The sequence below is a fragment of the Streptomyces sp. NPDC040432 genome, from assembly GCF_055595445.1.
The window spans coordinates 61,075-82,777 of record NZ_JBVIVP010000029.1 but is presented as its reverse complement, the minus strand read 5'-3'; the positions used below and the strand labels follow the sequence as shown (position 1 = coordinate 82,777).

The 21,703-nt window shown below is 73.5% G+C and carries 16 protein-coding genes; 5 read left to right on the top strand and 11 right to left on the bottom strand.

Annotation, left to right across the window (positions count from 1 at the left end):
- Positions 1-79: 79 nt before the first annotated feature.
- Together ACZ58N_RS35040 and ACZ58N_RS35035 are read right to left on the bottom strand one after the other, a co-directional pair.
- Positions 80-1,216 (bottom strand): NAD(P)/FAD-dependent oxidoreductase, encoded by a 1,137-nt coding sequence (locus tag ACZ58N_RS35040; RefSeq protein WP_471168464.1) that lies wholly within the window; start codon positions 1,214-1,216, stop codon positions 80-82.
- Positions 1,217-1,307: 91 nt separating this feature from the next.
- Entirely contained in the window at positions 1,308-3,725 is a 2,418-nt protein-coding gene (locus ACZ58N_RS35035; protein ID WP_471168461.1) for a collagenase, read from the bottom strand.
- A 172-nt stretch (positions 3,726-3,897) separates the two neighbouring features.
- Between ACZ58N_RS35035 and ACZ58N_RS35030 the strand changes: the two genes are divergently transcribed.
- The gene (locus ACZ58N_RS35030; RefSeq protein WP_471168459.1) at positions 3,898-5,280 is read left to right on the top strand and encodes an aminopeptidase P family protein; all 1,383 of its coding nucleotides are present in this window, start codon (positions 3,898-3,900) and stop codon (positions 5,278-5,280) included.
- A gap of 63 nt (positions 5,281-5,343) precedes the next feature.
- On the opposite strand, the gene ACZ58N_RS35025 is transcribed toward ACZ58N_RS35030, so the two are convergent.
- Entirely contained in the window at positions 5,344-5,742 is a 399-nt protein-coding gene (locus ACZ58N_RS35025) for a RidA family protein (RefSeq protein WP_471168456.1), read from the bottom strand.
- Positions 5,739-6,863, bottom strand: coding sequence for an acyl-CoA dehydrogenase family protein (locus ACZ58N_RS35020; protein WP_471168453.1), 1,125 nt, complete (start codon positions 6,861-6,863; stop codon positions 5,739-5,741). The genes ACZ58N_RS35025 and ACZ58N_RS35020 overlap by 4 nt, the downstream gene beginning before the upstream one ends.
- A gap of 128 nt (positions 6,864-6,991) precedes the next feature.
- Between ACZ58N_RS35020 and ACZ58N_RS35015 the strand changes: the two genes are divergently transcribed.
- The 3 genes from ACZ58N_RS35015 to ACZ58N_RS35005 all read left to right on the top strand — a co-directional run bounded on the left by ACZ58N_RS35015 (position 6,992) and on the right by ACZ58N_RS35005 (position 10,392).
- Complete coding sequence (locus ACZ58N_RS35015; protein WP_471168450.1) at positions 6,992-8,602, top strand: AMP-binding protein; 1,611 nt, start codon at positions 6,992-6,994, stop codon at positions 8,600-8,602.
- Positions 8,603-8,606: 4 nt separating this feature from the next.
- Positions 8,607-9,407: a PaaX family transcriptional regulator gene (locus ACZ58N_RS35010; protein WP_471168447.1), complete on the top strand. Its 801-nt coding sequence runs from the start codon at positions 8,607-8,609 to the stop codon at positions 9,405-9,407.
- A 493-nt stretch (positions 9,408-9,900) separates the two neighbouring features.
- Complete coding sequence (locus tag ACZ58N_RS35005; RefSeq protein WP_471168445.1) at positions 9,901-10,392, top strand: GNAT family N-acetyltransferase; 492 nt, start codon at positions 9,901-9,903, stop codon at positions 10,390-10,392.
- Between the two features lie 19 nt (positions 10,393-10,411).
- Here ACZ58N_RS35005 and ACZ58N_RS35000 read toward each other — a convergent pair whose 3' ends face one another.
- Together ACZ58N_RS35000 and ACZ58N_RS34995 are read right to left on the bottom strand one after the other, a co-directional pair.
- Positions 10,412-12,697, bottom strand: a complete 2,286-nt coding sequence (locus ACZ58N_RS35000) for a bifunctional salicylyl-CoA 5-hydroxylase/oxidoreductase (protein ID WP_471168442.1) — start codon at positions 12,695-12,697, stop codon at positions 10,412-10,414.
- 4 nt (positions 12,698-12,701) lie between these two features.
- Complete coding sequence (locus ACZ58N_RS34995) at positions 12,702-13,529, bottom strand: enoyl-CoA hydratase family protein (RefSeq protein ID WP_471168439.1); 828 nt, start codon at positions 13,527-13,529, stop codon at positions 12,702-12,704.
- Between the two features lie 257 nt (positions 13,530-13,786).
- On the opposite strand from ACZ58N_RS34995, the gene ACZ58N_RS34990 reads away from it, so the two are divergent.
- Entirely contained in the window at positions 13,787-14,236 is a 450-nt protein-coding gene (locus tag ACZ58N_RS34990) for an ATP-binding protein (RefSeq protein WP_471168437.1), read from the top strand.
- On the opposite strand, the gene argF is transcribed toward ACZ58N_RS34990, so the two are convergent.
- The 5 genes from argF to ACZ58N_RS34965 all read right to left on the bottom strand — a co-directional run bounded on the left by argF (position 14,237) and on the right by ACZ58N_RS34965 (position 21,647).
- Complete coding sequence (gene argF / locus ACZ58N_RS34985) at positions 14,237-15,247, bottom strand: ornithine carbamoyltransferase (RefSeq protein ID WP_471168434.1); 1,011 nt, start codon at positions 15,245-15,247, stop codon at positions 14,237-14,239.
- Between the two features lie 109 nt (positions 15,248-15,356).
- Positions 15,357-16,583 (bottom strand): arginine deiminase, encoded by a 1,227-nt coding sequence (locus tag ACZ58N_RS34980; protein WP_471168432.1) that lies wholly within the window; start codon positions 16,581-16,583, stop codon positions 15,357-15,359.
- A 55-nt stretch (positions 16,584-16,638) separates the two neighbouring features.
- Positions 16,639-17,106 (bottom strand): hypothetical protein, encoded by a 468-nt coding sequence (locus ACZ58N_RS34975; RefSeq protein ID WP_471168429.1) that lies wholly within the window; start codon positions 17,104-17,106, stop codon positions 16,639-16,641.
- A gap of 438 nt (positions 17,107-17,544) precedes the next feature.
- The gene (locus ACZ58N_RS34970; protein WP_471168426.1) at positions 17,545-20,133 is read right to left on the bottom strand and encodes a polynucleotide kinase-phosphatase; all 2,589 of its coding nucleotides are present in this window, start codon (positions 20,131-20,133) and stop codon (positions 17,545-17,547) included.
- A complete protein-coding gene (locus tag ACZ58N_RS34965; RefSeq protein ID WP_471168424.1) occupies positions 20,130-21,647 on the bottom strand; it encodes a 3' terminal RNA ribose 2'-O-methyltransferase Hen1 in 1,518 nt (505 codons plus the stop codon). The genes ACZ58N_RS34970 and ACZ58N_RS34965 overlap by 4 nt, the downstream gene beginning before the upstream one ends.
- Between the last annotated feature and the right edge of the window lie 56 nt (positions 21,648-21,703).

Sequence of the window (21,703 nt, the reverse complement as noted above, 5' to 3'; positions counted from 1 at the left end):
GGGCGGGCGGGCGGAGTGCGGGTGGGCTGGGTGCGGGCGGGCGGGGTGCGGGTGGGTTGGGCCGGGGTCGGGCGGGCCGTCACGTGAAGCGGTTCGGGCGGAAGGGGTGGGGGTCAAGTGCCGGGGTGGTGGCGGTGAGGGCGGCGGCGATCAGGGCGCCGGTGGCGGGGGCCAGGCCGATGCCGGCGCCCTCGTGGCCGCAGGCGTGCAGCAGGCCGGGCACCCGGGGGTCGGGGCCGATCGCGGGGAGGTGGTCGGGGAGGTAGGGGCGGAAGCCGTGGTAGGTGCGCAGGACGCGGACGTCGGCCAGGACCGGGAAGAGGGCCGCCGCCTGGCCGGCCAGGCGGCGCAGCGCCTCGGTGGACGTGCTGCGGTCGAATCCGACGCGTTCGCGGGTCGCGCCGATGAGGACGGGCCCCGCCGGGGTGCCCTCCACCACGGCCGAGGACTGCAGGGCGGCGGATCCGCTGGCGACGTCGGCGATGTAGTCGGCGGCGTAGACCTTGTGGCGGACCACGCGCGGCAGGGGTTCGGTGACCAGGACGAAGCCGCGGCGCGGCAGGACCGGGAGGGTGCTACCGGCGAGGGCGGCGACGTGGCCGCCCCAGGTGCCCGCCGCGTTGACCACCGCCGGGGCGTGCAGGGTGCGGCGGGGCGTGCGGACGCCGCGGGCCGCGCCGTCGGCGAGGAGGATCCCGGTGACCTCCTCCCCCAGGTAAAGGGTGGCCCCCGACGCGGCCAGCAGTCGGGCCGCGGCCTGGGCCGGCTGCACCTGGGCGTCCTGCGGGTAGTGGAAGCCGCCCGCGAGGCCCGGGGCGAGGTGGGGTTCCAGTTCGTGGAGGGCGTCCGGTCCGATCTCGGTGGAGACGACCCCGTGGGCGCGCTGGCCGTCGGCGAAGCCGCGCAGGGCCTTGAGGGTGGTGTCGTCGGGTGCGACGACCAGGCCGCCCTTGGCCTCGTACTCCGTCTCCGGCGGGAGGACGGCGGCGAGTTCGCGCCACAGGGTGGTGGAGAGCAGGGCGAGGTCGAGTTCGGGGCCGGCCTCCTTGTCGGAGACCAGCAGGTTGCCCTCCCCGGCGCCGGTCGTGCCGCCCGCGACGGAGCCGCGGTCGACGACGGCGACGGAGAGCCCGGAGCACGCCGCGTAGTAGGCGCACGCGGCTCCGACGACACCGGCGCCGATGATGACGACGTCCGGGGAGTGGGTCTGGAACACGGCAGTAATATGTCACATTCTTTTGAGGTTTCCCAGGGTGACCCGGGCCGGTCCCTCCCCCCGTACGGCTGGGGACCGACCCGGGCCCGGATCAGCTGCGGAGCGGGCCCTCACAGCTGTAGGGGGAGGTCCCCGCCGTCCGGTTGGTCCAGATCTCCACCGGGCCGAAGGAGCAGTTCATGTCGGCCAGGTTGTTGGAGGCCGCACCGGCCCGGTCGAGGATGAAGTAGTCGACCGTCTCGGACATGTCCTTGAAGTTCTGGTCGTCGCTGCGCCAGTTCTTCAGGTTCGCGCTGATCCGACCCGTGCACGTGAAGCGGCGCTTGCCGGGGTCGCCGTTCTCCACGCAGTCCGGGGTGTTGTAGGTGGCGGTGGCGAACGTCGACTTCACCGAGGCGAGCGCGGAGTCGCGCAGCCGGTCGTTCGGCGTGAACGTGGTGTTCGGCACGTGGAGCTGGTCGACCTTGGCGATCTGGGCGTCGAGGAAGCGGGTGTAGTCGCGCTGGAGGTAGGTGTCCGCGCCCATCCGGTGGCGCCAGGAGTCGTACGCCGCCACGTCGTTGGCGCGCAGGTGGGTGTACATCTCGCGCAGCAGGCTGGGCTTCTCGGTCCACAGGAACTCGAAGAAGGTCCCCGCGTAGCTGTAGAAGCGGAAGCCGTCGCCGTCGTAGGTGGCGTTGAGCAGTTGCTCGACGGTCATGCGCGGGCCACCGCCGGCCGTGTCGGCGATGATGCTCTTCACGAGGGACTTGCGGACGGCGATGCCGTTGTCGCGGGTCGCCCCGTCGAAGAACTCGGCGGTGCCCTCGTCCATGGCGGTCGTGCGGTCGCCCTCGTACCAGGGACCCTCGCCGAAGAAGCCGGGGACGGCGTAGCGGCCGTTGAGGTAGTGCGTGTACTCGTGGCGGAAGAGCTCTTCCAGGGTGAGGGAGGAGTCCTGCGGGACGCGGCGCTGGTAGGTGTAGAAGGTGGCGCCGTTCTCGATGTAGATGCCGCCGTTGTTGGTGTCGTACCCCGTGAGGATCGGGTGGTAGTTCTCGTAGTCGGCCCGGGAGCCGTACAGCACGATGTTCAGCGTGGAGTTCGGGTCGCCGGCGAGCGGCTGGTCGGTACCGAGGACGCGGTGGTACTGGGCCTTGACCTGCTTGCTCGCGTAGTACAGCTGGTCGACGGTGGCCCGGTCGAGGCCGGTGCGGACCTTGATGGCGCCGTTGTCGTAGGTGTAGGTGTACGGGAAGATCTGCTTCTCGATGTCCTCCTTGCACACCCCGTACGGCTTGCAGGCGTCGTAGTAATTGAGCCAGGAGACGAGTTTGGCCCACTGCTCGCTGCCGTTGCCGAAGTCCCGCTTGACCTGGTCCAGCATCCCGCCGAGGTCGGCGGTTATGCCGGCGCGCAGGCCGGCTATCTCACCGAAGCGGGCGTACTCGCTGAGCGCGTCGCGCACCACCCAGGCGTTCGCGGTGCCCTTGAGGTGGGTGTGGGTCGCGAAGGCCTTGAACGCGGCGCGGTACGAGGGGTCCCCCGCCACCGCCGTGTGGAAGGCGGCGTCCTGGTTGCCCGGGTAGACGCCCAGGTAGTTGACGGAGAGCGCGGCCAGCGCGGCGCCCGCCCAGGCGGCGTCGTGGTGGGTGGCCGGGTGGGCCGGGTCCATGGTCGCCAGGACCTTCTTGATGAGGCCGAGCTGGTGGTGGCGCAGGCCGGGCGCGCTGGCCGCGTAGAGGGCCTCGCGCAGGGTGTTGGCGTTGGTCCGCGTGACGTCGAAGGTGCGGGCGGCGGCGCCGAAGTCGGCGATCGCCTGCCGCATGGCGTTGACCGTCGGGGCGTCGGTCACGTCGATCTCGGAGCGCGCGTAGTCGTGGTAGGCGACGGCGTGCAGGTAGGTGAACATCTCCTCCAGGTGTGAGGAGTTGCGGCCGTCGTGGGCCGCGGCGAGGGTCGATATCCGGCGGGAGACCGCCTGGACGTGGGCGTCGGACATGACCGGTGTCAGCCGGGCGTCCCACGTCCAGATGAGGCCCCTCAGACAGCCGTCGGCGAGGACGGCCTGGTCGCCGAGGAAGTCGGCGAACTGCTCCGGGCCGAGGTTCGTGATCCCGTCAAGGGTGCAGGGGACGCCCGCCGCGACGCTCCGCGCGAGGGGCGCGGCATCGGCGGAGGCCGACGCGCGGTTCTTCTCCGAACGCTCCGACGAGGCGGCGGAGACCGGCGACGAGGCGGCCGGCGCGGCGCCGGGCACCCGACCGCCCGTCGCGGCCTTGCCGCCGGGGGCCAGGGCGGGCGCCGCCACCGGCTCCTGTGCGTTGGCGAGGCGGTCGACCTCGTCGAAGGGGTTCGGTGCGGCGGCCGGGGCGGCCGGGCCGAAGGTGGCGGGCGCGGAGGCGCCGCTCGCGGCGGCGGGGGTGCCCCGCTCGGACGCCTGGGTCACGGCCTGGCCGGCGGTGGCGAGGAGGGTGACCGCCACGGCGGCGGAGAGGAGGGACGTGCGCACGGCTCTGTGCTGGGACACCGGGAACTCCTGGATGGGAGGGAGGTGGGGGAATTGATGCGTGAACTGCCCTGCGTCACACGGCGTTTGACGGGGATTAACGTGCCGAGGTGTGAGCTGTAACATAGTAATGTGAAATTGCACTGACAAGACCTATGCGCCCACCAGTTCGGTACTTCTTGAGGGAGCCTCCATGACCGACCACCCCTCCGGCCTCCACATCGGCAGTCACGACCTGCCGGTATCCGGCGAGTTGTCCCGCTTCATGGCGGCGGACTGGGCGGCCTCACCGCTGTCCGCCGCAGCACGCGTCCCCGCCCACGCCGTGACCCCCGCACGCCGGGCCCGCCTCTCGGCGCTCTTCCCGGGCGAGCGGCTCGTCGTCCGGGCGGGCGAGCTGAAGGTCCGCTCCAACGACTGCGACCACCGCTTCCGACCGCACAGCGCCTACGCCTGGCTCACCGGCCTGACCGGCGAGGACCAGGTGGGGCACGTACTGGTGCTGGAGCCCTCCGGTCCGAGCGGCCACGAGGCCGTGCTGTACCTGCGCCCGCGCTCACCCCGGGCCGGCGGCGGCGAGGAGTTCTACCGCGACCGCCGCTACGGCGAGTTCTGGGTCGGTCGCCGCCCCGACCTGGCGGAGGCGGAACTCCTGACCGGCATCCGCTGCGCGCACCTGGACTCCCTCGGCACCCCGCCGGCCCGCGACGCCGCCACCGACCACGAGCTGGCCACCGCCCTGTCGGAGCTGCGGCTGGTCAAGGACGCGTGGGAGGTCGGTCAGCTCCAACTGGCCGTGGACCACACCACCGCCGGGTTCGAGGACGTCGTGCGGGCCCTGCCGCAGGCCCTGGCCCACGAACGCGGGGAGCGCTGGATCGAGGGCGTCTTCGGTCTGCGCGCCCGCGCCGAGGGAAACGGCACCGGCTACGACACGATCGCCGCCTCGGGCGCCCACGCCTGCGTGCTGCACTGGATCCGCAACGACGGCCGACTGAACGGCGACGACCTGCTCCTGCTCGACGCGGGCGTCGAGACGGACACCCTGTACACCGCCGACATCACCCGCACGCTCCCGCTGTCCGGACGCTTCTCCCCGGTGCAACGGCAGGTGTACGAACTGGTCCTGGCCGCCCAGGACGCCGGCATGGCGGCGCTGCGCCCGGGCGCGAGCTTCCGGGACTTCCACCGGGCCGGCATGCGGGTCATCGCGGAGGGACTGGCCGACTGGGGGGTCCTGAAGGACGCGCGGGGCGACCTCCACCGGCGGTACACCCTGTGCAGCAGCGGCCACATGCTCGGACTCGACGTCCACGACTGCGCGCGGGCCCGGGCCGACGCCTACCTGGACGGGGTCCTGGAGGAGGGTCAGGTCCTCACCGTGGAGCCGGGCCTCTACCTCCAGCCCGACGACGAGACCCTGCCCGCCGAGTTGCGCGGCATCGGTGTGCGCATCGAGGACGACCTCGTCATCACCTCGGAAGGCGCCCGCCTGATGTCCTCGGCGCTGCCGCGCACGGTGGCGGGCATCGAGGAGTGGATGGGCGCCCTCCTGGAGGGCGGACCGAACGCGTAGCGGAACCGGCCCCGGGCGGGGCGCCCACCCCGGGCCGGGGCGGGGGCCGGCGCCCGACCCGGATCAGGGCAGCACGGCGATGCCGTCCAGTTCGACCAGGGCCTCGGTGTCCCACAACCGCACGACGCCGATCACGGCCATCGCCGGGTAGTCGCGGCCCGCCAACCGCCGCCACACCCGCCCCAGTTCGCCCGCGTGTTCCCGGTAGTCGGCCACGTCCGCCGCGTACACGGTGACCCGGGCCAGGTCGGCCGGGGCGCCGCCCGCTGCGGCGAGGGCGGTCAGCAGGTTCGTCAGGGCCTGCTCGAACTGCTCGGGCAGGGTCTCGCCGACCACCTTCCCCGAACCGTCGAGCGCGGTCTGGCCCGCCAGGAACACCAGCCGGCCGCCGGTGGCGACGACCGCGTGCGAGAAACCCGTCGCCGGGGACAGCTCCGGAGGGTTGACGCGTTCCGGGCTCATCGGGCCGCCACCTCCCGGTAGAGCTCCTTCGCGATGATCGTGCGCTGCACCTCGCTGGCGCCCTCGTAGATCCTGGGGGCCCGCACCTCCCGGTAGAGGTGCTCCAGCAGGTGACCGCGGCGCAGGGCGGCCGCCCCGTGCAGTTGGACGGCGTGGTCGACGACGTACTGGGCGGTCTCGGTCGCCAGCAGCTTGGCCATCGCCGCCCGGCGCGGCACGTCGGGGGCACCCCGGTCGTGGGCTCCGGCGGCCGCGTAGACCAGCAGCCGGGCGGCCTCGGTGCGGGTGGCCATCTCGGCGACGCGGTGCGCGACGGCCTGGAGGTCGGCCAGGACCCCTCCGAACGCGGTCCGGTCGGCCGTGTGCGCGAGGGTGGCGTCCAGGGCGGCCCGGGCCATTCCGACGGCGAACGCGCCCACGCTCGGCCGGAACAGGTTCAGGGTGCCCATCGCCACGCGGAAACCCCGTCCGGGTTCGCCGAGGACGTCCTCGGGTCCGACGGGCACGCCGTCGAAGGCGAGGGAGCCGATCGGGTGCGGCGACAACATGTCAAGGGCCTCACCGGTGAGGCCCTCCCGGTCGCCCGGGACGAGGAAAGCGGTGATGCCCTTGGCGCCGGGCGCCTCGCCCGTGCGGGCGAAGACGGTGTAGAAGTCGGCCTCGGGGGCGTTGGAGATCCAGCACTTGGCGCCGGTCAGCCGCCACCCCGGCCCGTCCGGCTCGGCCGCCAGGGCCAGGGCCGCCGCGTCCGAGCCGGCGCCCGGCTCACTGAGCGCGAAGGCCGCCACCGTCGTGCCCGCCCGGACGCCCGGCAGCCAGCGTTCCCGCTGCGCCTCGCTGCCGGTGGCGAGCACCGGGTGCGCGCCGAGCCCCTGGAGGGCCAGGGCGGTCTCCGCCTCGGTGCAGCCGTAGGCCAAGGACTCCCGCAGCAGGCACAGCTCCAGCGCGCCGGAGTCGAACACCTTCTCCAGCAGGCCCAGTTCGCCGAGGGCCGCGAGCAGAGGCCGGTTCACCCGGCCGGGTTCGCCCTTCTCGGCGAGCGGCGCGAGCCGTTCCCGTGCGAGGGTGCGCAGCCGGGCGCACCCTTCCTCTTGTTCCGCCCCGAGCGCGAATCCGGTCATCCGAATGCCCCAGTTCTATCGCGTCCTGTTGACTGCCGTCACCATCACGATACGCTCGTGACGCGACCGCACGGGCCGGCTCCACCTCAATCCGGACGTTGCAAGGGGGCGAACCCGCCTTGGAGCTCATGCCTTCGGCTCACGCCGACACTTTTGCCCGGGACCACCTGCCGCCCGCACACGCCTGGCCGCAGTTGCTGTTCGAACTGCCCGAACTGGCCTACCCCGACCGGCTGAACTGCGGGGCCGAGCTGCTCGACGCCACCATCGCGCGGTTCGGGCCGGACCGGCCGGCCTTCCGCAGCGGCTCGGGCGAGGTGTGGTCGTACGGGGAACTGCGCGAACGGGTGGACCGCCTGGCCCACGTCCTCACCGTCGACCTGGGGGTGGTCCCCGGCAACCGGGTGCTGCTGCGCGGCCCCACCGGGCCCTGGCTCGCCGCGTGCTGGCTGGCGGTCATGAAGGCGGGCGGGGTGGCCGTCACCGTACTGGCCCAGCAGCGCGCGCAGGAACTGGCCACGGTGTGCGCGATGGCCCGGGTGCGGCACGCGGTGTGCCATGTGAGCGCCCTCGACGACCTGGCCAAGGCGGAGGTGCCGGGCCTGCGGATCACCGCGTACGGCGGCGACTCCCCGGACGACCTGCTGCGGCTCGCCGAGGCCCACCCGGAGCCGTACGAGGCGGTGGAGACCTCCGCCGACGACGTGGCGCTGATCGCGTTCACCTCCGGGACCACCGGCCGCCCCAAGGGCTGCATGCACTTCCACCGGGACCTGCTGGCCGTCGCCGACACCTTCTCGGCCGGTGTGCTGCGGCCCCGCCCCGACGACGTGTTCGCGGGCAGTCCCCCGCTCGGGTTCACCTTCGGGCTCGGCGGGCTGGTGGTGTTCCCGCTGCGGGCCGGCGCCTGCGCGCTGCTGCTGGAGCAGGCGGCGCCCCGGGTGCTGCTGCCCGCGTTGGCCGAACACGGGGTGACCGTGCTGTTCACCGCGCCCACCGCCTACCGGTCGATGCTGGACACCCTGGGCCCGTACGACGCGGGCGCCTACGACCTGTCCGCGTTGCGCCGCTGCGTGTCGGCCGGCGAGAACCTGCCCGAGGCGACCTGGCGGGCCTGGTACGAGCGCACCGGCCTGCGGATCATCAACGGCATCGGGGCGACCGAACTGCTGCACATCTTCATCTCGGCGGCGGACGAGGACATCCGGCCCGGCACGACCGGCCGCGTGGTGCCGGGTTGGGAGGCCCGGGTGGTCGACCCCTCGGGGCGGCCGGTGGCGGACAACGAGCCGGGGCTGCTGGCGGTGCGCGGGCCGGTGGGCTGCCGCTACCTGGCCGACCCGCGGCAGGGCGAGTACGTACGGGACGGCTGGAACCTGACCGGCGACACCTACGTCCGTGATCCGGAGGGCTACTTCCGGTACGTCGCCCGCGCCGACGACATGATCATCTCCTCGGGGTACAACATCGCGGGCCCGGAGGTCGAGGAGGCCATGCTGCGCCACCCGGACGTGGTGGAGGCGGCGGTCGTCGGCCGGCCCGACGAGCGGCGCGGGCAGGTCGTGGTGGCGTACACCGTGCTGCGGGAGGGGGTGGTGCTGGGCGAGGAGGAGCTGCGGACCTTCGTGCGCGGTGAGCTGGCCCCGCACAAGTGCCCGCGTTCCTTCGTCTTCCTGCCGGCGCTGCCGCGGACGGCGACCGGCAAACTCCAACGGTTTCGGCTGCGCGATCTAGAGTGAACCCGTGGCCGAGCAGCACACTCCGCGATCCCTGATCGTCACCTTCTACGGCGCCTACGGACGGTCCTTCGAGGGCCCCGTACCGGTGTCCGCCCTGGTCCGCCTGCTGGGCGCGGCCGGAGTCGACGCGCCCTCCGTCCGTTCGTCGGTGTCCCGGCTGAAACGGCGCGGGTTCCTGGAGCCCGCGCGGGCCGCGGACGGCGCGGCCGGGTACGTCCTGTCCGAGGAGGCCCGCCGGTTGCTGGAGGACGGCGACCGGCGGATCTACGGCCGCGTCCCCGTCTCGGAGGAGTGGCTCGTCGCGGTGTTCTCCGTCCCGGAGCAGGAACGGCACAAGCGGCACCTGCTGCGGTCCCGGCTGGCCCGGCTGGGCTTCGGGGCCGTCGCGCCCGGCGTCTGGATCGCCCCGGCGCACCTGGCCGGGGAGACCGGCCGCACGCTGGAACGCCTGCACCTGACGGCGTACGTGGAACTGTTCCGCGGCGGCCACCTCGGCTTCGCCCCGACGGCCGAGGCCGTGGCCCGCTGGTGGGACCTGGCCGCGCTGGCCAAGCAGCACGAGGAGTTCCTCGACCTGCACGAACCGGCCCTGCGGGCCCTGCAACCCGGTACCGGGCCCGGCCCGGAGGAGGCCTACCGGACGTACCTCCTGGCGCTGGACACCTGGCGCCGGCTGCCCTACGCGGACCCGGGACTGCCCCGCGAGCTGCTGCCGGCCGACTGGCCGGGCGACCGGGCGGCGGCGGTGTTCGCCGAGCTCCACGCGCGGCTGCACGGGACGGGCGCACTGTTCGTGCGGGAGTAGTGGGTCGCTCGGGCGGGGGCCCGGCCCGTGGGCCGCGCGCCGGCCCGGGCCGTGGGCCGCGCGGGCGACCGGGCCGCGGCGGGAGCCTGCCGGGGCCCGGTGAAAACTCCGGTGCGCCCGCCCCTCCGGGCCGGGCACGATGGGCCATGACCTGGACCTTCAGCACTGATCTGGCGGCCTTCCTGGCCGTCGCGCGCCCGGCCGTGGCCGCGCAGCCCGTCGTCAACACCATCCTGCTGACCGTCGCCGACTCGTTGGAGCGGCGCGGCCCCCACGCCCACGGCCCCGCCGATCCCGTCTTCGGCTGGTGGACCGGCCCCGACGGGGCCGTCGCAGGCGGTCTGCTGCGCACGCCGCCGTTCCCGCTGCTGCTCGGCACGCTGCCCCCGGAGGCCTTACCGGCACTGGGGGCCGCCCTCGCCACGGATCCGCTGCTCGCGGGGGTCGCCGGCGTCGACGCCCGCAGCGCGGACGCGTCGATCCTGGCCGGGGCGTGGGGGCGCCGGTCCGGGTCGTGGAGGAGACCAGGCTGTACCGGCTGGGCACCCTGGCCGCCCCGCACCCGCTGCCGCCGGGGCGGGTCCGGCCCGCGCGGGAGGGCGACCTGCCGCTGCTGCTGGAGTGGATCACGGAGTTCAACCGGGAGGTCGGCAGCCCGGGCACGGCCTCCCCGGCGGCCCTGCGCGACCGGATCTCGTACGGCGGGTTCCTGCTGTGGGAGCACGCCGGCGCCCCGGTGTCGGTGGCGGCCTTCTCCCGCCCGATCGGCTCCGCCTCCCGGATCGGCCCGGTGTACACGCCGCCGCGGGAACGCGGTCGGGGGTACGCCGCGGGGGTGACGCACGCCGCGACCCTGGAGGCGCGGGCGGCCGGCGCGCGCGAGGTGCTCCTCTTCACCGACCTGGCGAACCCGACCAGCAACGGCGTGTACCGGCGCCTCGGCTACGTCCCGTGCGACGACCGGGTCCTGCTGGAGGTGGTGTGAGCGCGCGCCCCCCGGGTCGTCAGCCCCGGCCCGTCGGGGGTTTGCGGCTGCCCGCGCGGTACGGGTCGGGCCAGGGGGCGGCCGGGCCCGCGTAGTCCTGGTCGGCGGCCGCGTGCAGGGTCCAGTTCGGGTCGTAGAGGTGGGGGCGGCCGACCGCGCACAGGTCGGCGCGGCCTGCGAGGAGCAGGGAGTTGACGTCGTCCCAGGAGGAGATGGCGCCGACCGCGATGACGGGGACGCCGAGGGCGTTGCGGATCCGGTCGGCGTGCGGGGTCTGGTAGGAGCGCCCGTACTCGGGTTGTTCGTCGGCCACGACCTGCCCCGTGGACACGTCCACGGCGTCGGCTCCGTGGGCGGCGAAGGCGGCGGCGATCCGCTCGGCCTCCTCGGGCGTGGTTCCGCCGGGGGCCCAGTCGGTCGCGGAGAGCCGGACGGTCATGGGGCGGTCCGGTGGCCAGACCTCGCGGACCGCGTCGAAGACCTCCAGGGGGAACCGCAGCCGGTTCTCCAGGGGGCCGCCGTAGGCGTCGTCGCGGTGGTTGGTGAGCGGGGAGAGGAACCCGGACAGCAGGTATCCGTGGGCGCAGTGCAGCTCCAGCAGGTCGAACCCGCAGTCCGCGGCGCGTACGGCCGCCGCCGCGAACTCGGAGCGGATGGCGCCGAGGTCGTCGGTGGTGAGGGCGCGCGGGACGGCGGACACGCCCGGCTTGTAGGGCAGGGCGGAGGCCGCGACGAGCGGCCAGTTGTCCTGCGGGAGGGGTTCGTCCATGCCCTCCCACATCACGCGCGTCGAGCCCTTGCGGCCGGAGTGCCCGAGTTGGACGCCGAGGGCCGCCCCGGGCGCGGAGGTGTGGACGAAGTCCACGATCCGCTTCCAGGCGGCGGCCTGGTCCGCCGTCCACAGGCCGGCGCAGGCGGGCGTGATGCGGCCCTCGGGGCTCACGCAGACCATCTCGGTCATGACGAGTCCGGCGCCGCCCAGGGCCCGCGCCCCGAGGTGCACGAGGTGGAAGTCCCCGGGCACCCCGTCGCGCGCTGAGTACATGTCCATGGGCGAGACGACGACGCGGTTGCGCAGGGTCAGCCCCCGCAGGGTGAACGGGGTGAACATGGGCGGCGTCCCCGTGCCGAGCGGGTCCTGCGGGTCCTGCTGCGGGCAGCCGAAGTCGCGTTCCACCGCCCGGGTGAAGCGGGGGTCGCGCAGCCGGAGGTTGTCGTGGGTGACGCGGCGGCTCCGGGTGAGCAGGTTGAAGGCGAACTGTCGGGCGGGCTGGGCGACGTAGGAGTCGATCTCCTCGAACCAGCGCATGCTGGCGGCTGCCGCGCGTTGGGTGCTGGCCACGGCGGGGCGCCGGTCCTCCTCGTACGCGGCGAGGGCCTGCGGTACGCCGCGCCCGTCGGCCCGCGCCGCCGCCAGGGCGTCGGCGAGGGCGAGGGCGTCCTCGACGGCGAGTTTGGTGCCGGAGCCGATGGAGAAGTGGGCGGTGTGCGCGGCGTCGCCGACGAGGGCGACGTTCCCGTGCGACCACTGCCCGCACGTCACGGTCGGGAAGCGGGTCCAGGCGGAGCGGTTGCCGCGCAGGGGCCGTCCCCGCAGGGCGTCGGAGAAGGTCTTGGCGCAGCGGGCCGCCGACTCGTCCTCGTCGCAGAGGTCGAACCCGGCCGCTCGCCACACCTCCTCGCGCATCTCGACGATCACGGTGGAGGCGTCGGCGGAGTACGGGTAGGCGTGCAGCTGCATGACGCCGTGCTCGGTCTCGGCGATCTCGAAGCGGAACGCGTCGAAGGCGAAGTCGGCGGCGAGCCAGATGTAGCGGCAGCGTCCTTCGGTGACGGTGGGCCGGAAGTGGGCGGCACCGGCGGCGCGGGTGGCGCTGTGCACCCCGTCGGCGGCGACGACCAGGTCATGGGTCTCGGCGAGCGCGAAGGCGTCGGGGGCCCCGGTACGGAAGCGGAGCCGGACCCCGAGGCCGGCGCAGCGCTCGTGCAGGATCTCCAGCAGTCGGCGCCGGCCCAGCGCGGCGAAGCCGTGTCCGCCGGAGGTGAGGAGCCGGCCGCGGTGCACGACGTCCACGTCGTCCCAGCGGACGAACTCGGCGCCCAGCGCGGTGTGGACGACGCTGTCCGCCCGTTCGATGCCGCCCAGGGTCTCGTCGGAGAGGACGACGCCGAAGCCGAAGGTGTCCTCGGGGGCGCGTCGCTCCCAGACCTCGACGGAGTGGCCCTGCCGGGCGAGGAGTGCGGCGGTGTACAGGCCGCCGGGTCCCCCTCCGACGACGGCCACCCGCAGGGCGCTCGTGGTCATCCGGCTACCTGCCCTTCCACTGCGGCGGGCGCTTCCCGGTGAAGGCCGCGTGGAACTCCGCGTAGTCCTGGCCGTGCATGAGGAGGGCCTGGGTGTTGGCGTCCAGCTCGACCGACGCGGCCAGCGGCATGTCGAGTTCGGCGGTCAGCAGGGCCTTGGTCTGGGCGTGGGCGAGGGCGGGGCCGGCGGCGAGGCGGGCGGCGAGTTCGGCGGCCCGGGCGTCCGCCTTGCCCTCGTCGACGAGTTCGCTGAGGAGCCCGATGCGTTCCGCCTCGGGGGCCCGTACGGGCTCTCCGAGCATGAGGAGCCGGGTGGCGTGGCCGAGGCCGACGACCCGGGGCAGCAGGTAGGCGGCGCCCATGTCGCCGCCGGAGAGCCCGACCCGGGTGAAGAGGAACGCGAAGCGGGCGGTGGGGTCGGCGATCCGGAAGTCGGCGGCGAGCGCGAGGACGGCGCCGGCGCCGGCGGCCACCCCGTGCACGGCGGCGATCACCGGGAAGGGGCATTCGCGCACGGCGCGAACCACCTGGCCGGTCATCCGGTTGAAGTCGAGGAGTTCGGCGGTGTCCATGGCGAGGGTGGCGCCGATGATCTCGTCCACGTCCCCGCCGGAGCAGAAGCCGCGTCCCTCACCGGCCAGGACGAGGGCGCGCACGGAGCGTTCCCGGGACAGTTCGGCGAGCAGGTCGCGCAGGTCGGCGTAGGCGCCGAAGGTGAGCGCGTTCAGCTTCTCGGGGCGGTCGAGGGTGACGGTGGCCACGCCGTCCTGCCGGGTCACCCGCAGGTGGCGCCACCGTTCGGTCGCTGGTGTGGAACCGGTGAAGGGGCTCACGGAACCGACGGTATCACCGACTCTTGACCACCGTCACGGAAACGCGACAGACGGGTGGCGGCGGAGCGGGCGTGACGAAGGTCCCGCCCGCCCGGTGACCGTGGTTGCACGCCGTTCGGTCGGGGTGCCCTACGGGGCGCCGACGAGGGTTCGTATGGTTGAAAGCGGGAGTTCCCCTTCCCGCAACCCGGCACCCCCCTGCGCCGGGACGATCCGCCCCACGAGCCATCGCCCACCGACGAAGACGGAGGCACGCCGTGCCCGATCCCGCCGCCTGGCGGATCGCCCTCCCGCACACGACCGCCGCCGTGCCCCTCGCGCGGGCCCTGGTCCGGACCGCGCTCACGGAGGCCGAGCCGGCCGCCGACAGCGACACCGCGGAACTGCTGACGGCCGAGCTGGTCGCCAACGCCGTGGAGCACACCGCCCAGGGCGCCGGGATCGAGCTGGTCGTGGAACTCCTGGCGAACGGCTGCCAGGTCGAGGTCCACGACGGGGACCCGTACCCGCCGGGCGATCTGACGGCCCGCCCGGACGACGCCCACCCCGACCCCTGGCAGGAGCACGGCCGCGGCCTGCTGCTGATCCGGACGCTGAGTTCCGCCTGCGGCCACCGCCGTACCGCGCACGGCAAGGCCGTCTGGTTCACCCTCGTGGCGCGGGCCGCGGCCGGCACGGACGCCTGCGTGCCGCGGCCCCGCGCATGACTATGCGAGCGGCTTCGCGAGCGTGGCCACCAGGACGGCCTTGATCGTGTGGAGCCGGTTCTCGGCCTGGTCGAACACGACGGAGTGCGCGGATTCGAACACCTCGTCCGTGACCTCCAGCGAGTCCAGGCCGTACCGCTCGTGCACGTCGCGCGCGACCTCGGTCCCGAGGTCGTGGTAGGCGGGCAGGCAGTGCAGGAACCTCACCTCCGGGTTGCCCGTCGCCCGCAGCACGTCCATCGTGACGGCGTACGGGACCAGGGCCCGGATCCGCTCGGCCCAGACCTCCTTGGGCTCACCCATGGAGACCCACACGTCGGTGGCCACGAAGTCGGCCTGCGCCACGCCCTCCGCGACGTCCTCGGTGAGGGTGATCCGGGCCCCGGAGGCCACGGCCAGCTCCCGGGCCCGGGCCACGACGGCCTCGGCCGGCCAGTACTCCTTCGGCGCGACGATCCGTACGTCGATGCCCAGCAGCGCGCCGGTCACCAGGTAGGAGTTGCCCATGTTGAAGCGCGCGTCGCCCAGGTAGGCCAGCGCGGTCCGCTCCAGCGGCTTCGTGCCGTGCTCGGTGATCGTGAGCACGTCCGCGAGCATCTGCGTGGGGTGCCAGTCGTTCGTCAGGCCGTTGAAGACGGGCACGCCGGCATGGGCGGCGAGCTCCTCGACCGCGTCCTGACTGTCACCCCGGTACTCGATCCCGTCGAACATCCGGCCGAGGACGCGCGCCGTGTCGCGGACGGACTCCTTGTGCCCCATCTGGGAGCCGGAGGGGTCCAGGTACACGGTGGCGGCGCCCTGGTCCGCGGCGGCGACCTCGAAGGCGCAGCGGGTGCGCGTGGAGGTCTTCTCGAAGATCAGCGCGATGTTCGTGCCCGCCAGGCGCCGCTCCTCCGCACCGGCCTTCTTCGCCGCCTTGAGTTCGGCCGCCAGCTCGACCAGACCGCGGAACTCGGCGGCGGTGAAGTCGAGCTCCTTGAGGAAACTGCGGCCGAAGAGGTCGGTGGCCATGGGGACTCTCCAGTGTGACGCTGACATGGGGTGATGGAAGTCTATACGATCCCTTGTATTGATATACAGAGCCTGGAGTGGGTGGACGCGCGAGCCGGGCAGGCGGGCCTCAGACGGCGTCCCGCTCGACCGGGCAGCTCATGCACCGCGGCCCGCCGCGGCCACGACCCAGCTCGCTGCCGGGGATCTCGATCACCTCGATGCCCTCCCGGCGCAGGTGCGTGTTGGTGGTCACGTTCCTCTCGTACGCGACGACCACCCCCGGTTCGACGGCCAGCACGTTGCAGCCGTCGTCCCACTGCTCGCGTTCCGCCGAGTGCACGTCCTGCGTGGCCGTGAGCACGCGGATCTTGCCGAGCCCGAGGGCCTCCGCGATCGCCTTGTGCATGTGTTCCGGCGCGTGGTCGCTCACCCGGAGGCCGAGGCCCCCCTCCCCCGGCCGGATCGTGTAGGAGCGGAGCATGCCGAGCCCCGCGTACTGGGTGAAGGTGTCCGCGTCGACCATCGTCATCACCGTGTCGAGGTGCATGAAGGCCCGCCGCTTGGGCATGTCGAGCGCGACGATGACGGTCGCCGACCCGGCGGCGAACAGGCCCCGCGCGAGCATCTCCACCGCCTGCGGGGTGGTGCGCTCGCTCATCCCGATCAGTACGGCGCCGTTCCCGATGACGAGGACGTCCCCGCCCTCGATCGTCGACGGGTAGTCGGACTGCCCCTGCGACCAGTAGTGGAAGGCGCCGGAACCGGTGAACAGCGGGTGGTGCCGGTAGATCGCCTCGAAGTGCACGGTCTCGCGCCGTCGGGCCGGCCAGCGCATCGCGTTGATCGACACCCCGTCGTAGATCCAGGCCGAGGTGTCCCGCGTGAACAGGTGGTTGGGCAGCGGCCCCAGCAGGAAGTCGTCGAGGTCCATCGCGTGGAAGCGCACCGACACCGGTTCGGGGTGCCGCTCCAGGAACTCCCGCTTGGTCATGCCGCCGACGAGCGCCTCGGCGAGGTCGGCCGGGGAGAGCCCGTCGAACGCCGCTCTCAGGTGGCCGGTGGCGAGCGGCCCGTACTCCTTCTCGTCGAAGACCCGGTCCAGTACGAGGTTCCTCGCCTCGGGGATGCCGAGGGACTCCCGCAGCAGGTCACCGAACAGGTGCACGGCGACGCCCCGGTCGCGGAGCACGTCGGCGAAGCCGTCGTGTTCCTGACGGGCCCTGCGCACCCACAGCACGTCGTCGAAGAGCAGGGCGTCCTTGTTGCTTGGTGTGAGCCGCTTCAGCTCCAGATCGGGCCGGTGGAGGATGACGCGGCGAAGCCGCCCGGTCTCGGAGTCGACATGGAATCCCATGCCCTACACGTTCCCAGACCGGGCTGCTTTTCGAACGCGCTACGGCCGGGCGGTCTCAGCGCAGGCCGAGGAGCGCGGTCGGAGCGCCGATCAGCTCCGGGGTGGTCAGGCCCAACTTGGGCGTGGTCAGGTTCGGGATCCCGTGGTTGCTGCCGTCCGGCATCGTCAGCGGGGCGCCGACGATCGCACCCGGGCTGCGGGCCAGCAGGGTCGTCGCCGGGGACTCCAGGGAACCCTCGCCGTCGGTCTCGGGCGCGCCCGCCAGGTTCGGCACGGGCGAGGTGACGTTGGTGCCGCCGAGGTCGGTGCCGATCGGCACCACCGGGATCAGTGGGGTCGGGAGCAGGTCGCCGGTGTGGTGGCGGGGCGCCTCGGGGGCGCCGACGACCGGGACGGGCACCGAGGTGGCCACGCGGGGGGTGGCCACGCCCAGCGTGGTCTCCACGGCTTCCAGCGGGACACCCACCGGAACCGACTGGGCGACGGCCGGTGAGGCCGCACCGGCCGCGGCCATACAGGTCATGAGTGCCGCAAGGCTTCCGCGCGCGGTCATCTTCATAAGTGACGTTCCGTCCTTCCAGGGTCGCGGACATTCCGCTGCCCTGGATGAACGATCCCGCCGGGGGTTTCCCCGGCGTTCGACGCGCAAGTTCCCCCATACGGCCTACTTCGCGGGCATCGCGTGTACGGGGCCGGGGCGGGCCGCGTAAGGGCCGGGGCGCAGATCCGGCCCACCCGTCCGGGCGCCTCGACCCCCGGCAGCGCCGCACGTCGTGGTCGTACGCTCCGCCGACGGGGGACCGCTGGGGGGACCGGCCCAACGGTGCACGGCCCGGCCGGCCCTCGGCCGTACTCCCGCCGCGCCCCGGTGGGCCGTCGTCCTCGCCGAACGCCGGTGACACGGGCGGGGGTCGGACCGGGTCCGGGCCCCGCCCGTGTCACCGGCCGGTGCCCGGCGCCCTCACAGGCGGGGGTCGACCGGCTCCGACTCCAGGGCGAGCACGGCGAAGACGGCCTCGTGCACCCGCCACAGCGGCTCCCCGGCCGCCAGTCGGTCGAGGGCCTCCAGCCCCAGCGCGTACTCGCGCAGGGCGAGGGAGCGCTTGTGCCCGAGGAACCGGCCGCGCAGACGCTCCAGGTGGTCGGGGCGCGTGTACTCCGGACCGTAGATGATCCGCAGGTACTCGCGGCCCCGGACCTTGACGCCGGGCTGGACCAACCGGCCCTTGCCGTCACGGGCGTAGGCCTGGAGCGGCTTGACGACCATGCCCTCGCCGCCCGTCGCCGTCAGGTCGAGCCACCAGTCGGTGGCCGCCTTCACCGACGCCTCGTCGCCGGTGTCCACGAACACCCGGCCGGTGCGGCGCAGCAGCCCGGTGCCGGCGCTCTCGTCCGCCGCCGCGAGCCGGTCCAGCCAGGCCAGCTGCTCGTCGTGGGCCACGGTGGCCAGGGAGCGCCCGGCCGCCGCGAGCAGTTGGAACGGCGCGAACCGTACGCCGTCCAGCCCGTCGGTGGGCCAGCAGTAGCGCCGGTACGCCTCGGTGAAGGCGGCGGCGTCGGCGGACCTGCCCCGCTGCCGCTCCAGCAGGGGCCCGGTGTCGACGCCCCGGGCGACGGCCGCCTCCAGGGCGGCCACGGCGTCCGGGAGGACGGTGCGCGAGGCCGCGCCGACTGCGGCGTACTGGTTGCGGAGCAGGCCGGTGGACTTCAGCGACCAGGGCAGCAGTTCCCCGTCGATGAGCAGCCAGTCCGTGTCGAGCTCCGCCCAGAGCCCGGCGTCGTCGACCGCGCCGCGCAGCCGACCGAGGAACTCCTCGGTGACCTCGGCCTCCTGGAAGAAGGGCCGGCCGGTGCGGGTGTAGAGGGAACCGGTGACTCCGCTGTCCACGCCGAACCTCTCCCGCGCCGCGTCGGCGTCGCGGCACAGCAGGACGGTGGCCCGGGAGCCCATGTGCTTCTCCTCGCACACGACCCGCTCGACGCCGTCCGCGCGGTACTGGGCGAAGGCCTCGGCCGGGTGTTCCAGGAAGGATCCGTCGGCGGCTGCGTCGCGGGTGTCCTCCTTCGCGGTCGCGGTCGGCGCCATCGTCGGCGGGAGGTAGGGCACCAGCCTCGGGTCCACGGCGAAACGGCTCATGACCTCAAGGGCCGCGGCCGCGTTCTCCTCGCGGACGGTGATGTTGCCCAGGTGTCCGGTCTCGACGACGCGGCGGCCGTGGACGTCGGCGAGGTCGAGCGGGCGGCCTTCGTGGCCGCCGGGCGCCTCCGCGGCGAGCGGCTTGACCGGCTCGTACCAGACCTTCTCGGCCGGGACGTCGACCAGTTCGCGCTCCGGCCAGCGCAGGGCGGTCATCCGGCCGCCGAAGACGGCTCCGGTGTCGAGGCAGATGGTGTTGTTGATCCAGCTGGTGTCCGGGACGGGGGTGTGGCCGTAGACGACGACGGCCTTGCCCCGGTAGTCCTCGGCCCACGGGTAGCGCACGGGCAGGCCGAACTCGTCGGTCTCGCCGGTGGTCTCGCCGTAGAGCGCGTGCGAGCGGACCCGGCCGGAGGTGCGGCCGTGGTACTTCTCGGGCAGCCCGGCGTGACAGACCACCAGCCGGCCGCCGTCGAGGACGTAGTGGCTGACCAGGCCGGCGATGAACTCCCTTACCTCCTTGACGAACTCCGCCGGCTCGCGGTCGAGCTGCTCGATGGTCTCGGCCAAGCCGTGGGTGCGCTGGACCTTGGATCCCTTGAGGTACCGGCCGAGCTTGTTCTCGTGGTTGCCGGGGACGCACAGGGCGTGGCCCGCCCCGACCATGCCCATCACCCGGCGCAGGACGCCGGGGCTGTCCGGGCCGCGGTCGACGAGGTCGCCCACGAAGACGGCGGTGCGGCCCTCGGGATGGACGCCGTCGCGGTAGCCGAGCTTGCTGAGCAGGGTCTCCAGCTCGGAGGAACAGCCGTGGATGTCACCGATGATGTCGAAGGGGCCTGTGAGGTGGGTGAGGTCGTTGTAGCGCTTCTCCAGCACCACTTCGGCCGACTCGACCTCCTCCACCGAGCGCAGGACGTGGACCTTGCGGAAGCCCTCGCGCTCCAGTCCGCGCAGCGAACGGCGCAGCTCGCTGCGGTGCCGCTGGATGACCCGGCGCGGCAGTGCGGCCCGGTCGGGGCGGGCGGCGTTGCGTTCGGCGCAGACCGCCTCGGGCATGTCGAGGACGATGGCGATGGGCAGTACGTCGTGCTCGCGGGCCAGCGCGACGAGCCCCCGGCGGGCCTCGGCCTGGACGCTGGTGGCGTCGACGACGGTGAGACGACCCGCGGCGAGGCGCTTGCCGGCGATGTGGTGCAGGACGTCGAAGGCGTCCCGGCTGGCGCTCTGGTCGTTCTCGTCGTCGGCGACCAGGCCCCGACAGAAGTCGGAGGAGAGGACCTCGGTCGGCTTGAAGTGCTTGCGGGCGAAGGTGGACTTGCCCGATCCGGTGGCCCCTATCAGCACGACGAGGGACAGGTCGGTGACGGGTAGTACGCGACGCGCGTCGCGGGGGGTCTCGGTGACGCTCATGCCGCCTCGCCCTCCTTCGGGGTCTCGGTGGTGGTGGTCGTGGTGCTGGTGGTGGTGGCGGTGTCCGGGGCGCCGTGGGCCTGGGTGAAGACCGCCATCTGGGTCGGCGGGCCGACCTCGGGGTCGTCGTCGCCCACGGGTACGTACGCGACGGTGTACCCGTACCGGCCGGCGACCTCCCCGGCCCAGGTCCGGAACTCCTCGCGGGTCCATTCGAAGCGGTGGTCGCGGTGGCGGACGTGCCCGGCGGGCAGGGACTCCCAGCGGACGTTGTACTCGACGTTCGGGGTGGTCACGAGGACGGTCCGGGGGCGGGCCGAGCCGAAGACGGCGTACTCCAGCGCGGGCAGCCTCGGCAGGTCGAGGTGCTCGATGACCTCGCTGAGCACCGCCGCGTCGTAGCCGACGAGCCGCTTGTCCGTGTAGGCGAGCGAGCCCTGCAGGAGCCGGACGCGGGAGGCCTGCCGCTCCCCCATCCGTTCGAGCCGGAGCCGTTTGGCGGCCGTGCCGAGCGCCCGCATCGACACGTCGACGCCGACGATCTCGGTGAACGAGACGTCCTTGAGCAGTGCCTGGACCAACTGGCCCTGACCACAGCCGAGGTCGAGGACCCGGCTCGCGCCGGCGGCGCGCAGCGCGGCCAGGACGGCGTCGCGCCGCCGCACGGCGAGCGGCACCGGCCGGTCCTCGGTGTCCCGGGACTCGTCGACCGCGTTGTCGAGTTCCTCCACCTCACTGCCGTCGGCCTCGGCCAGGCGGGCCAGCTCCAGCCGCTCCAGGGCGTTCTGGGTCAGCCGCTTGTGGCGGGCCAGGTAGCGGGCGGTGATGAGCGCGTGCTCGGGGTGCGCGGCCAGCCAGCCGTCCCCGGCGCGCAGCAGCTTGTCGACCTCGTCGGGGGCGACCCAGTAGTGCTTGGCGTCGTCGAGCACCGGCAGCAGGACGTACAGCTGGCGCAGGGCGTCGTCGAGCTTCAGCTCGCCCTCCAGGACGAGGCGCACGTAGCGGCTGTCGCCCCAGGCGGGAAACCGCTCGTCGAGCGCGATGGGCTCGGTCCGTACGGCCCGCCAGCCGAGCGGGTCGAAGAGGCGGTGCACCAGCTCGGCGCCGCCGCGGGCGGGCAGGACCGGGATCTCGATGCGCAACGGGAGCGGCCGGGAAGGCAGTTCGGGCCGGGCGGCGCACACCCCCTTCAGGGCGGTGCGGAAGACCCCGCTGAGGGCGACGGCGAGGAGCGAGGAGGCCGCGTAGGGACGGTCGTTGACGTACTGCGCGAGCGCGGCGTCGGGGGCTCCGCCGCGCCCCTTGCCCTGACCGCGCCGGACGAGTGCGACGGGGTCCACCTCCAGCAGCAGCGCGGCCGTGCAACGCTCCGCCGTGGCCTCGGGGTAGAACACGTGGGCCGTGCCGTGGGAGGTGGAGAACGACTGCGCCTTCCCGGGATGCTTGTGCAGCAGGAAGCCCAGGTCAGTGGCAGGTTTCTCGGTCGTGCCGGTCGCGCTGATCGTCAGGAACATGCGCTTCAGTATGTGTCGCGGGACGCTCGCGGCCCACTGCTTTTCGTCCCGGCCCG